Source organism: Methanoculleus marisnigri JR1, from assembly GCF_000015825.1.
Lineage (GTDB): Archaea > Halobacteriota > Methanomicrobia > Methanomicrobiales > Methanoculleaceae > Methanoculleus > Methanoculleus marisnigri.
Window position 1 is genome coordinate 77,331 of sequence record NC_009051.1, and the last position, 12,818, is coordinate 90,148.

At 57.4% G+C, this 12,818-nt stretch carries 14 protein-coding genes; 5 read left to right on the forward strand and 9 right to left on the reverse strand.

Annotated features, from left to right (window positions below; genetic code table 11):
* Nucleotides 1–3: 3 nt before the first annotated feature.
* From MEMAR_RS00410 to MEMAR_RS00440, 7 genes are all read right to left on the reverse strand, one after another.
* Complete coding sequence (locus MEMAR_RS00410; RefSeq protein WP_222702457.1) at nt 4–267, reverse strand: YIP1 family protein; 264 nt, start codon at nt 265–267, stop codon at nt 4–6.
* Nucleotides 268–826: 559 nt separating this feature from the next.
* Complete coding sequence (locus tag MEMAR_RS00415) at nt 827–1,327, reverse strand: hypothetical protein (protein ID WP_224732779.1); 501 nt, start codon at nt 1,325–1,327, stop codon at nt 827–829.
* A 41-nt stretch (nt 1,328–1,368) separates the two neighbouring features.
* The gene (locus MEMAR_RS00420; protein ID WP_048063700.1) at nt 1,369–1,965 is read right to left on the reverse strand and encodes a hypothetical protein; all 597 of its coding nucleotides are present in this window, start codon (nt 1,963–1,965) and stop codon (nt 1,369–1,371) included.
* A 258-nt stretch (nt 1,966–2,223) separates the two neighbouring features.
* Nucleotides 2,224–3,192, reverse strand: a complete 969-nt coding sequence (locus MEMAR_RS00425; protein ID WP_011842942.1) for an ABC transporter permease — start codon at nt 3,190–3,192, stop codon at nt 2,224–2,226.
* A gap of 493 nt (nt 3,193–3,685) precedes the next feature.
* A complete protein-coding gene (locus MEMAR_RS00430) occupies nt 3,686–4,462 on the reverse strand; it encodes a hypothetical protein (RefSeq protein ID WP_011842943.1) in 777 nt (258 codons plus the stop codon).
* A 14-nt stretch (nt 4,463–4,476) separates the two neighbouring features.
* Complete coding sequence (locus tag MEMAR_RS00435) at nt 4,477–5,085, reverse strand: hypothetical protein (protein ID WP_011842944.1); 609 nt, start codon at nt 5,083–5,085, stop codon at nt 4,477–4,479.
* A 546-nt stretch (nt 5,086–5,631) separates the two neighbouring features.
* Nucleotides 5,632–5,892, reverse strand: a complete 261-nt coding sequence (locus MEMAR_RS00440; protein WP_011842945.1) for a hypothetical protein — start codon at nt 5,890–5,892, stop codon at nt 5,632–5,634.
* Between the two features lie 371 nt (nt 5,893–6,263).
* Here MEMAR_RS00440 and MEMAR_RS00445 point away from each other — a divergent pair, with 371 nt between their 5' ends.
* Nucleotides 6,264–6,947 carry a hypothetical protein gene (locus tag MEMAR_RS00445; protein ID WP_011842946.1) on the forward strand — a complete coding sequence of 228 codons (684 nt, stop codon included), beginning with the start codon at nt 6,264–6,266 and terminating at the stop codon, nt 6,945–6,947.
* A gap of 41 nt (nt 6,948–6,988) precedes the next feature.
* On the opposite strand, the gene MEMAR_RS00450 is transcribed toward MEMAR_RS00445, so the two are convergent.
* Together MEMAR_RS00450 and MEMAR_RS00455 are read right to left on the reverse strand one after the other, a co-directional pair.
* Entirely contained in the window at nt 6,989–7,723 is a 735-nt protein-coding gene (locus MEMAR_RS00450; protein WP_011842947.1) for a winged helix-turn-helix transcriptional regulator, read from the reverse strand.
* A 40-nt stretch (nt 7,724–7,763) separates the two neighbouring features.
* Nucleotides 7,764–8,117 carry a hypothetical protein gene (locus tag MEMAR_RS00455; protein ID WP_011842948.1) on the reverse strand — a complete coding sequence of 118 codons (354 nt, stop codon included), beginning with the start codon at nt 8,115–8,117 and terminating at the stop codon, nt 7,764–7,766.
* Between the two features lie 553 nt (nt 8,118–8,670).
* Here MEMAR_RS00455 and MEMAR_RS00460 point away from each other — a divergent pair.
* The 4 genes from MEMAR_RS00460 to MEMAR_RS00475 all read left to right on the forward strand — a co-directional run bounded on the left by MEMAR_RS00460 (nt 8,671) and on the right by MEMAR_RS00475 (nt 12,765).
* Complete coding sequence (locus MEMAR_RS00460) at nt 8,671–10,068, forward strand: M12 family metallo-peptidase (protein WP_011842949.1); 1,398 nt, start codon at nt 8,671–8,673, stop codon at nt 10,066–10,068.
* Between the two features lie 16 nt (nt 10,069–10,084).
* A complete protein-coding gene (locus MEMAR_RS00465; RefSeq protein ID WP_048063701.1) occupies nt 10,085–10,507 on the forward strand; it encodes a hypothetical protein in 423 nt (140 codons plus the stop codon).
* 588 nt (nt 10,508–11,095) lie between these two features.
* The gene (locus MEMAR_RS00470; RefSeq protein ID WP_011842951.1) at nt 11,096–12,259 is read left to right on the forward strand and encodes a PQQ-binding-like beta-propeller repeat protein; all 1,164 of its coding nucleotides are present in this window, start codon (nt 11,096–11,098) and stop codon (nt 12,257–12,259) included.
* 86 nt (nt 12,260–12,345) lie between these two features.
* Nucleotides 12,346–12,765: a MarR family winged helix-turn-helix transcriptional regulator gene (locus tag MEMAR_RS00475; protein WP_011842952.1), complete on the forward strand. Its 420-nt coding sequence runs from the start codon at nt 12,346–12,348 to the stop codon at nt 12,763–12,765.
* The last annotated feature ends 53 nt before the right edge of the window (nt 12,766–12,818 follow it).

The window sequence follows — 12,818 nt, forward strand, 5'->3', positions numbered from 1 at the left end:
CGGTTATACGATTCCCACCGCGCGATGGAGGTAGTACGCGAGGACCACACCGGTTGCCAGAGCGACGAAGACGGCCCGGTCCTTCGACTTCTCGTGGAATATCCATACGCCGAAGTAGGTCGAGAGGCAGAACCAGGCGAGGAGGAGCAGGCCGGCAAACGGAACCCCCAGGAGGACCGCCCAGGAGAAGAGGATGAGCGGCGCGAGAGCATAGACCGCCGATTTCATCGTCTTCTCGAACTCGCGGTGGACGTCGACGAAGAGCAGGAAGAAGTGTTCGACGAGGCTGACCGGCGAGGAGGGCGACGGCCCCGGTTATCAGGCCCTGTGTCAGGGTGATAAGGGTGCCTGCCGCGATAAACCAGATCCGGTGCAGACCGTCAATCTCCGCTGCCTCTCCCGTAAGGAGGGGTAGCACCATGAAGAGAACCGATGCGACTGCGACGATCGCGAAATAGAATACGAGATCGTCGCGTAACGACTTTTCATTGAGGCGCTGAAAGACCCGGCGGGGGCCGGTGAAGGTGGTTTCTGAGGGCGTCTCTGTCGACATGTTCTCTTCTCCCGGACGACGGTACTCACCCGCCCCGCCGTTTGCCGGGCCTGGGTTCCGGTATTAATCGATGAGTGGTCAACGTCACCCTATAAATGTTCTCTGTCATGATTGTCTACACGTCGGGTCTCAGTCGGTTGAAGAGGAGCAGCCAGTGCCCGTTATCGCTCTGACACTATGTGGGGGCCGGGACACATAGTCCCACGGCCATCCGATTCGTCCCGACGGGCAAAGTTCGCTGTTTATCAATGGGTGGCCTGGAAGTCGCGGGTATCAGCGGCCGAAGACCGCCGGGAGGTTCAGCTGCCTCTCGCGGATGGTCGTTGTGACCTCGAACCGCCCCTCTCCGGGTTCAAACGGAGTGCAATCTACGCTCAGCGTTTCGGAGCAGATCCCCCGGAATTCCCGGGTGGTGCTGTGGGGCACCCCTGCAGGGTTCCAGACCGTCAGGGTGAAGACGGCCGTCCGGGTCCTGCTGAGTTCATTTCCTCGGGCGTTGTCGCATGTGACAAGAAAGACGCTTCTTCCCGTCCCCGTCTCGATCGAAGGGGTCACGTTTGAGAACGTTGCGTTGCTTCCGAAATCAGCCCAGGCCCTGCCGAGGAGATAGACGCCGTGGGAGTCGTTATCCTGAAAGAGGATCTTGCCGCCGGAGGTGGTGGCGTTCACGACGATGTCCTCCGCGGCATACGATACGAGCCCGTACCCGAGGAGGATGGCAAGGCCCAGCGTCAGGATGATGCTGCACATTACTTTTTCGCTCAATCGGATCACCGTTTCAAAAAATAGGTGCATTCCTAGGGGATGCACCCCCTTCAGACATAGTCGAGGTCCCCGGTGCCTATGTCCGTTGCTTTCGTTGTGTCGAGCCAATCGTGCGTCTCGCACCAGAGTTCGTAGTAGGCATCACCAGTGCCCCGCGAATCAAAACTCACTTCGATTGTCCCGCTGGTCGCCCAGTCCACCTTTATTTGTTTAGTGTGCGCCATACCCTGAGCATCGTAGACCGTCAGACGGTAGAGTGCTCCCTGCCCGTCGTTGTCTTCGTCATTGGAGTTGTAGTACTTCGCTTTGAAGGTGTTGTACCCGGGCGGAACGGTTATGGGTCCGTACGTCGTCACGCTTGCCGTATCGGCGTCGCCGTCTGTATACATGACTCCCAGTTCTTCTACGGCCAGAATTCCGATGTCGCCGGTATCCTCGGTTCCGACTTCAATGCTCTCCTGACTTTGAGCCTGGGCTGCGGAAACCGCACCGACGGAAGCCAGTACAACCAATGCCAGCACCGCCCAGGCCGTGATAGATCCGTTTCTTGTTTTCATCTTCTGTTTCCTCCTTGTTACGGTGCCGGAGGGGGAAAGGACGTACCTATAAGTAGAGGTAATAATAACCTTCTTTTCGCCTCCGGGCATGCGGGGTGCATCATCCTGTCGTGAACTGCAGATGTGTGGCCCCGCAACTTTATGCGAATGCCTGATGCCGGCATCCGCACTGCTACCTCTACGTTGGAATATTTACCTTTTCTCTCACTTCTCTCTACATGTTCGCTGTCTTCTTCGGAAAGCGGAAGGCTGGATACATCCTGCACGGCCCACGGAACCGGAGAGGGTCCCGGCTGGCACCGGGAGTGCCGGGGCTCCATACTCGGTCCCGCTCCCTCCCGGGCGTGGTCACCGGATGTCCATCCGCATGAACCGCGTGTACGCGACGGCGAAGAAGACGGTGGGGTAGAGGATCAGCGCCACAACGCTCGACCATATCTTGCCGAGCGTATCCTCAAGGGTCGCCCCCGATGTCGGGGCGTTGCCGATCCCCTGGATGAGGGCGTTGGTCGCCATCTGCGGTGATGCGAGGTTTCCGATGCTCTGGATCAGGTCAAACTGACCGTAATACGCCGTGATCGCTGCCTGGAATTCTTCCGACGAGATATCCCCGCCGTATGCCGCCGGATCGGGCTCCTCCGTCATGAGCGCCATCCCGATATGCGTGGTGGCGTAGGGAGCCAGGAAGACGAGGAGGATGAAGACGACCACCGAGAGGAGCAGGGCGCTGCCGCTCTCCCGGCAGAGGGTGGAGAGGGCGAGCGCGATGGAGAAGAACGTGATGAGGAAGAGGAGGATAACGCCGGCATAGGTCAGGATCATCCAGAGATCGCCGGGGGCGGGCACGATCGAGAAGACGAGGAGGAGCGCGGTGGAGATAGCGAGCACACTCCCGACGACGAGGGCAAGCAGCGCGACGCCCCCGAGCGCCTTGCCGTTGATGATCTCGTCGCGGTAGACCGGATGGGAGAGCAGGCTTTTGAGCGACCGGGACTCCTTCTCCCCGGAGACCAGGCCGGACCCGACGGCGATGGCAAGGAGGCCCCCGTAGGAGACCAGCGTGAGGAACATTGAGGAGTAAACGCCCTCGACCGGGGGTTTTGCGGGCATCATCCCGGCCGATCCGTCATTCTGGTTATCCATCGCGGCCAGTTGCTGGGAGTATCTATCCAGTTCTCTCTCGTAGCTCACGACCCCGCTGTAGGTTCCCACCAGAGCGATGGCGAGGAAGAGGGCGAGGATCACCAGGAATCGCCAGCCCGTGATCTGGTCGGTGAACTCTTTTTGGGCCACGGTGAAGACCCGTTCCGCCGTCATGCGACCCTCCGGGAAACCGGTATCCGGAAGGTCTCCCTGCCCGTCGCCGGGTTTTTTGCATGTTGATGTACCTGCATCTGTGCCTTCCCCGTTGCCGTCGATTTCGTTGTCATACCTTTGCCCTCCATGATCGTGCAGAACCGTACCGGTTCCGTCCATCAACACCGTCGGCTTTTTTTGGGCCCGGAAACGCCGTCCGGGCATTGTCATCTAGAGACTGGGATGGAACTCTATTTACCTTTTCTCTCAAACTCCTTTACACGTCCGCCGCCGTCTTGCGGAAAACGAGCGGCAAGGTCGTTTTATGCTGCAGAGGAAGCCCGGATCTTCAAGGGCTGCCCCGGGGGGGTGAGTGCTCAGGATAAGCCGTCAGCGGCTACCTGCAGCGGGTGACGGGTTGCGGCGCTCTTGATTCATGCGCTAACAATAACAGGCTCCCTCCCCCCACGGAGCCTGGTGTCGACCACCCGAATTCCGGCTTTCGCTCTGCGCCTCAAAGCGCCTCCGGTTCCCTCGATGCAGGTTCGTTCCTTTTCAGTTCCTCCCGCATCATTAGTTCTTCCCTTGGTGCGCCTCCAATTAACTCAATCGTCCTACCGTACATCACGGTGCCGTTCAATGCCTCGTTTTCGGGTGTACGGTTGCGCACCCACATTTCCACATGGGCGGGTGATGTTATAATAAAACCCGATATCTCCAATTCAGGATGATCGTTCTGGAATTGCATCAGTTCGGCCGCGGCCTGCTTACGCTCATTCTCATAATCGAGATCATGGATGACCTTGAATGTCCAGCCGCCAGCCTGCCTGCCTTGAATGGCCTTCACCTTCTTTTCGTCCAGTATGGAGTACGCATAGATGATGGCCAGTTTGTTCTCTGAGTCAAACTCCCATCTGCTTATACCGAATTTTCTGTCTTCATAACTTCGTTGCAGTTGTTCAATCTCCTCTGTCAGCTCTTCCGGCAACACCTCCGGCGTCATATTTGCCTCTTCTAGCGCTTGCCTCACGAACGGATACACATATAGTCCCTGCGATAATCTTTCCGGTGTCATGTTCCTAACCTCCTGCATTTCATCAGGTACCTCATTTGGCGTTGCATTCCGGCTTATACCGCCGGGCAGGTCTGACCCTAATGGCGATCCTTCCGGTGTCGCGTTCCCGACCTCCGGATGGGGATAACCGTCCGGAAGGTGCACTGTCACGATCATCGCTCCCGTGCAACAGATGATTGCAAGTGCGATGACGATCCGCAGGGTCGTTTTTGTCATTTATTCCTCCTCCCTCAACCCTTGGTTACATCCCCGTTTTCCTTGATCAGAAACGTCACCAAAGGCACTAAATCGTGGTCTGGGAGACCGCAATTAAAGATGCCTGTTATCTCGTAGATCTTCACCTTCGTATCTTCTGTTTCCGTCCCGTAGGGCATCTGCCAGTTCCCGGGCCAGATATCCAGGTTGTCAAACTGGTAAAACTTCCAGCGGGAGAACGTCTGCATATCGCCGCCTAAGAACTCGGCACAGATCGCATGACCAAACCCCCGGGAGTTGTTTATGAGCGACACCATGTAGAAATCCAGGTTGAAGGTCCCCTCGATGTAGCAGTGCTCGGGGCAGCCGTCTCTCTCCATCCAGTAGCAGCCCGCCAGTGTCTGGAGATGCGCGAGGCATGTCCGGGTCCGGGCATACCGTATCACCACGTTCGGCAGGCAATCGGCACTGCCCCACGGGCCCATACCTCCCCCGCAGTCCGAAAGCCCGTGGCGGTAATACCCGATCATGAAGGGCAGATACGCGCCTGCCGACGAGTGGCAATCCCCATCCCGGCGGATGTGCTGGTTGGCGGCAGGAATTTGAGTATCGGCCCGATTGAGTGATCTTTTTTCCTGTGTCATGTGTGTTCCTCCAGTCTTCGAAACGATGCCCGGAGGAACGCTAGACCACAATGGCTATCCCTGATGGCAGCCAACAGCCCTATTGGCCCTCCGGGCACGCTGTGGGAGCCGGGATACGAGACCAATCGAGCTTCCCGGCCCCCGCGGGACACCGTACGCGGTGTCACCGATCAAGGCGTCAGCGTTCTCCCATATACCTTTTCTGTGACAAACATCGAACTGTCGCGGCTGTACTCTGGCCGTCGCATTCTCCTGATACACCCTCGTTGTTCTATCTCCTGACAGTATGGCCGATTTCCAGTGAAAATATGCCTTGATCCCCGGGTCGCGGGTATGTGTATATACTCCGATGAGAATCCTGCATACCTTCCCCGGACACCGAATCCCGACGGAATAACCGGCCTACCTCGATGCAGCACCTCCCGGGAAGCGAAAACGCGCGTCTATCTGTCATCGGGTATCTATCCGCATAAGCCACATGTGCGACGGCAAAGAGGCGACGGAATAGGATGGTCAGTGCAAGCGTGAGAAGCCCTCCGTGAGAGATCAGCTTCGGAGCATCGAGGAGTAGACGCCCTCGACCGGTGGTTTTACGGGCATCATCCGCTCCGGCCCGTCGAGCCGGTCGTCCATCGCGGCCAGTTGCTGGGAGTATCTATCCAGGTCTCTCTCGTAACTCCCGACCCCGCTGTAGGTTCCCACCAGAGCGATGGCGAGGAACAGGGCGAGGATCACCAGGAATCGCCAGCCCGTGATCTGGTCGGTGAACTCTTTTTGGGCCACGGTGAAGACCCGTTCCGCCGTCATCTGCTCTCACCGGTCAGTGCACATACATCTATCTCCATGCTCGTTCTCCGTCCGTGGTCGCAAGAGTACCGCAGGGCCGTGATGATACATGGTATCGCCCCTTAAGCGATAACCGAGGTTTTTCCGTCGCCCGGAACGGGCAAGGGTTACTCAGATGCACTTCCACGGGTGTTGCCGTCTTGAGACTGGATCGTTACTGCATATACCTTTTCTCTCACATTCCTCTACACGTCGGGGCGTGAGAGGAGTGGATCCGACCAGTGGCCGTGGTAAACCGACGATACTCTGCACCGGTCACTTTTCGGAAATTTCAAGGTCGGCCGGTCCCATACTGACTTTAACCACGCCGGTTCCATCGGCCCGGAACTACCATGAGACGACCGATCCTTGCCGTTATCGTCGGAGTAATAGCTGTCTACGCCTGCATGCACTTCTCCATCTTACCGGAGGCCCCGGACGTCACCCGTATCGAGAATATCACCCATCTTGAGTCCCCGGCCTACAACCCGGCCGTCCTGGACCTCTGGGAGATCGCCGTCGAGAGCACCGGCGTCGAGAACGAGTCGGCGAGACTGCTGCGACTGGAGACCAACATCGCCGGGGACGGCGCGATTCGGGTGATATGGCTCTACTTCTACGGCGATAAGAACGGCGAACAGCACGGCTACGAGGCGTATGTGGGGCCGGGCGGAACAGTATCGGCCAAATCGCAGAAGTTCAATTTTTCCGTGCAGGGGGTGCACCCCCTCGAACTCTTGCGGGAGGTCGACGCTATCGCCCTGGAGGATATTCCCTTCCGGGACCGGGGTATGAGGCTTCTTGTGAGCGTGAACGCGTACGGGGACCACTACAACGAGACCCGGGGAAGGCTCTACGAGGTCTCGGACGGGGCGTTCCGCCCGGTGAAAGAGGTGACGTTCGGCCCGGACGTGCGCTGGTACACCATCACGATCACACCCCACCGGAGCCCGGGATCCCCGCCACCTCCAGAAGAGGTTCTTATTGCGTTCACCCGGCAGGATCTCGCGGCAGCCGAGTCCGTAGTCTACGGGTAGGTGAGCGTCGAGAACCGCAGCCCAAACCGCCCCCGGGTGACCTAACCGGTTGGGTCTGCGCTCCTGTCTGCCCGGAATACGATATCCCGCCTGGGGAAATAGCGCACCATCCTCCCGTCCCTCTCGCTCCGTATGGCACCGTCCCGGATGAGCAGCCCCGTATGCCAGGTCACTGATGCGCCGGAGATCCCGAGCGCGGATGCGACCTCTTTTCGCGCTATCCCTGGGTTCCGTGCGAGGAGATCGAGGATCTGCTTTCGTGTCCCGTTGATGGGGTAGCCCTCTCCCTCACGGGCCGCCCTGCCGTTCGCATAATACCGCAAAAAGCCGTGATCGCGCTCAGCTACTATCTGTCCGGTCTCGCAGAGGGTTGCAAGGTGGTACCGGAGCGTTCCAATGTTAACCCCCAGCCTGTGTGAGAGGGAAGCGTGGTTGATCCCGGGGTTCTCCCGGATGCAGAGGTATGCCGCACGGCGGGTGTCGTGTTCGAGAACGTTCTTTCTGGAGATCCTCCTCTGACCGAGAACGAGCCATACGGCTACTGATATGAGGAACTGCACCGGGAGGAAGAGCAGGGGTGCGGTCATGAAGACGAAGTCGAGCAGGATCAGCTTGAGCGGCACGTTCCAGATATATAGCGGGGCCGGATCGTCCGGTATCGTCTCCGGAAACTCCCCCTCACTTGATATGGTGCCGGCAGCACTCCCCGGGGCGATTATATGCAGGAGGACGAGGAGGAGCAGAGCAGTCCTCGCGAGAGGGAGTTGATTCCGCATTAAAAAGATCAGGCGGCCGGGAATATAAAAAAGGTGTGATTCATTCCGCCGTGGCTTCAAAAGTATAATCCTGCGTGCCCCGTACTATTTCTCCATAGACCTGGAACTGCCACGTTCCGGCCTTTGGCGAGGGGATCCACGTGCGGATCTGTGCGTCTTTATGGCCATCCAGATCGGTGTCGTGATAGTAGGCGTAGGTACTTCCACTCGGTGAGATGATCTTCAGCGTCAACGACTGCTGGGGAATGAACCAGTCCAGGTTCACAAACAGCGTTGAGCTACCGGGAGGTGCGTACGTGTTGTGATAGTGTGTCTCTCCCTGCTGTATGAGGTAAATTGCACGTATCCCCATGTCATTTTCCGGGATGTCCTCTTCCGGGGCGATGTTGCACATTCGTTGCTTCCGGCAAAAACCGGCGGTACCATCAGGACCAGCGCAAGCACCAGTGCGAAGATGCGGTTGTATGTCATTATATCACAGGAGAACTTCTCAAATACCTTCACTTAAGTTTTCTGTCGATCCTCTCTACACGTTCTCTGGTTGGAGATAGATTGATAGTCCGATGTGTGCCGGAGCAGGAGGGCTTGGACTATGCGATGGCGGAGAGGGCCTGTCGTGCAGGGTGGGCGCTGGTGTTGGGCCCTCCTGCAAAATGGGTGGCTTTGACAGGGACACGATTATCCGGTATCGATTTTTCCTTTGCCGCGTGGGTTTATTGTCGGTCGACGCAGTGTGAGTTTCCGGTTGACTGCGGGATGTTTTCGGAAGCAAAACGAATCGAACTGCCTCAACGTGTAGAGGGGTTCGACAGAAATCGTTTATAGAAGAACGTTGATTTCTCAACCGTGGGTGTCGCAGGCGGCGCCTGCAACGGTGCGGAGGTCCACCCGGCCAGTAACGAATCGGATGGGTGAACATCCCGCATGCCCGGAGGCAAAGGGAACGTATGCTCTTCCCGTACTTGAAGGTATGCCTCTCCGGTCTCCGGGAAAAGAAACTGGAGGAAAAATGCATGAATGGAAAAATTGGAATGCAGGTGTTCTCCTTGCTCTTGGCACTGATGCTGGTGAGCATGGTCGTGGTGTCTACAGTAAGTGCTCAGGACGTCTGTAGGGATGGGACGGCGTACTTTAGCAGCATACAACTATCCGACAAAGGGGGTAAAGTACACCTTACCAACCTCCCACCTGCTCAGGAGTACGAACTTGTGACTGTTAATCCCTCTCTCTTCGCTGTCGATGCCGGTTCAGGTAGACCTGTGGCAGTGGACATCCTTGGGAAGGAGTATCTTCTTGATCTTAAACAAGTGCCTGCTCCCATAGCAGAAGACGCCAAATGCATCGTGGTTAATGAATCCGGGACATTTACTGCCGATTTTCCTTGGATACAGTGTTATTCGGGGACGTTGACCGAGGATCCTGAGAGTTATGCCTTCTTCACAGTGGGTGATGGGGTGATTCTCGGGACAATCCGCCATGGTAACAACTCGTATACCATTGATCAGGTAGGTACAACCGAGGTTGGCGGGGTCCGGAAAATTGTGCATGCGATCTACAATGGTAGCACCGTAATTGATGTTAAGAGTCCCTTTGCATATGACTTGCAGGTTCCTGTCTCTCTTGAGGAGGTGGAAAAACTGGAGGAGAGTGAAAAAATGCTACGAGCCCAGAATCCGCAGATCGACCCTCGATCGGTAACTACTGTAACACTCTGTACCGCACACGACTGGCAGTTCCGGAACGCCTTTCCAAGCCCCAATTATGAAATGGCAAATATGATCGCCCAGATGGGCTCAGCGTTCTCTCCATCCGACATCGGTGTAGGGTTCCAGATTAACGCCTTCTGCGACATAGGTACAGTACTGGGTTCTACTACAAACCCCTATGATCTGCTCCAGGCTTTTGGGGAAAATATCAAGCCAGACCGTGACTATTCGGATAGTGACATTGCAGTGCTGTTCACCGGAAAAGAGCTCGACGGCGATACGATAGGGATCACATATGATGTCCCCGGTTCATCTGGTCACGCCTATGCCGTTGTTCAGATGGTTAACGCCGGGAGCACCTATCAGGCTACGTTCTCTCAAAGGTGTGTTAATACTGCTCACGAAATCGGGCATGTATTCGGAGGAAAGCATCAGGACTCCACCGGTTCGCCTAGTTATGCAAGAGCCTATCACTGGAAGGATTGGGGCATCTGGGATAGATATACCGCAATCTGGACTCCTTTCATGGGCGATGAGGCGATGCTGGAATTCTCATCCGATACGAACCATGGGGATGCATCTCACGACAATGCCCGGAGAATTTATGAACTGAAGGGTACCGTTGCAGGATATCGGTGAACCCGGGAGTGTCGTGATGAAAAAAACCTCAATTGGTGTGGTTCTTGCTGTTGTCGGGATAGCAGCAATCTGTATGCTGGTCATCTCAACGTTTTCTCCACAGGAAGGGGAACTTCTGCCGTTTGCTCCCACCTCACCCTTTTTAGTGAGTAACCAGGATAACGTTTCTCATCGGGTTCATGTGTCGGTCTCCGGCGTTAACGGCACCCTGGATAACACGCTGCTCTCTTCGGAAAACTTTACGCTCGCTGGCGGCGCACATGTCCACTCATCCGCGATGGCCGACCAGATTGGGGAATATCTCTACTCCGTCTCGGTCGACGGGAATCCCCCGCACAACGCAGTAAGAAAACTCAGTCCTACCGCCGGGGTCATAATCGAGGTCATCTCCGGTCAAGAAGTCGAGATTGTCCCCGTTGATTTTCATATAGCCCTATAATGCTCTCCGGGCGGCCGGTAGCGGCATGGGTCTGATTCGCCTTATTCGGGGCGGATCCTGTTATCTGGGTTTTTTCCACGTTCCGCCCTGCTGTCCGTGGACGAAATCCTGGAGGAAATGGCATGAGGCAGACTACACAGGAGGCGCCCCCCTCCTGGCATACTTGCTCGTCAAGGGGGGTCCCGACTGCTCCCCGGAGAATGCGTCCTTCATTCACCCGTGAACCCGGGCTTAAAGCAGCACCCGACGCTTGTCTCCGCGATTCGGGATGCCGGCAGGCATGGATCGCAGCCCCGGATCTCCCCTGCCAGACTCTCCTGTCGACCGGCGCAGCGAACGCCCCTGATTGACTGCGGCGAATTTTCCGGAGCAAAACGAACGGATCCGGCTCGACGTGTAGACGATCGTGACAGAAATCGTTTATAGAGGAACGTTGAGTTCTCATGCATAGATCCCGGAAGACGGGCCCACCCGGCCGGGCGATGGTGAGGAGATGGACGAGCGACGTAACAATACCCGGAAAATGGCCAGGGGGATCACGTTTTGACGGGTGAATCTGGAAGAGAACGATTCTATCGGTTGAAATGCATGCTCGTTGACGGCAAAACTCATGCAGCCCGTAAAAGGGCGATCTCCCTTGCTCTTTTATCCCTCGTCGTCCTCACTGCCGTATCGGGGTGCCTCTCGATCGACGCTGTCGCCGACCCTCATGCTCTCTCCGTCACCCGAACCGACGCCGCCGGTACCGAGATCTGGCACACCGTCTTTGATGGAGGGGGCGATGAATACGGCACCGTCATCGTGCCGGTTTCGGACGGCGGCCTGCTTGTCGGAGGGTCGGTCAAACAATCTCCGGGAAGCGATGAGCACGCCCTGCTGCTCAAGATCGCGGAGGACGGCCGGATCGAGTGGAACCGGTCGTTCCCGGCACGGTATGGCGTTGAGGCAGTTGCCTCCCACCCTGACGGCAGTTTCACCGCCGGGACGGGTGACGGGTCTCTATTCCGGGTTGCCGGCGACGGGACACCGGTCTGGAGCAGCCGGGTTTCGGGGTCCGTGCCTGGAATCTCCGGTCTGCCGGACGGAGGCATCGTGGCTGCAGGGAGCAAGCACGAGAGGGATGTCTGGGTGGCGGTCGTGAACGATACCGGGTCGCTGCTCCGGGAAGAGACCTACCCGGATCTCGGACGGGGACGGGCTCTCGAGGTCGCTTCGGCGTCGGACGGGGGATGCATCGTTGCAGGGACGACGGATAGCCATCCGCTCTGGGTGATGCGGCTCGATGGAGAGGGCAACGTCATCTGGACCCGCACCTTCGAGGAAGGCCCTGAGTTTATCGGGGTCATGCTTCACCGTGTATATTCGGTGCGAGAGAAGCCGGACGGCAGCGTGGAGCTGCTCTATAAGGTCGGCCGGGCCCTGAAAGGAGAGGACGCCGGAAGATCGGTCACGGTCGACCGAACCCTCGCCCGGGACGGCTCTGATGTGAGCGTAACGGAGTTTTATATGCCCTGCCCGGTTGTCCGGGCCTCCGGCGGCGGTTACGCCTGTGCCGCCCTCGAGAGTTCCGAGGGCGCCGGTTACACCATGGGGAACCATCTCGGGTCGCCGATTCACGTGATGAAATGCGACGAGCGGGGTGAGATTGTCCGGGTCAGTGCCGGCACGGAGGCGGAGGTGGAAATCGTCACGGACATCTTGCAGACCCCGGATGGGGGGTTTGCGGTTCTTGGCGGGTCTACGAGGATCTGAACCTTCGAGAGCCTGTATGCTCTCCCGGTGCCGGCTGCCATCACAACCTTTATAGTTAGGTCAAACCAAACTAATCAGTATCAACCATGGCGGCAAGACACGAGCACCTGTTCGAAGTGTTTGATCGCCTGATCGCCATCAAGAACGAATGCTCCTCCGAGATCTTCTCCGAATGCGGGCTCAGCCGTTTGACGGTGAAGCAGGTCACCTACCTGAAGACGATCGATGAGCACGGCGACGTGACGTTCAGCAGTCTTGCCGAGATCACCAGGAACTCGAAACCCACCGTGACGGAGATGGTTAATCGGTTCGTCCGGATGGAGTGCGCCTACCGCCAGAAGTCCCCCGACGACGGGAGGGTCACCTACATCCGGCTGACCGAGAAGGGCCGAATGCTGGCAAACGCCGAGCGGAACGCACTGAACCGGATGATCGAGAGGGTGGTGCGGACGCTCGATGAGAACGAAGTGGATCTCCTGGTGGAGATCCTGAAGAAGGTCGGATGATTTTTTTGGCCGGCAAAACAGTTAGGTAAATGCGAACTAAACAACCCGGAGTC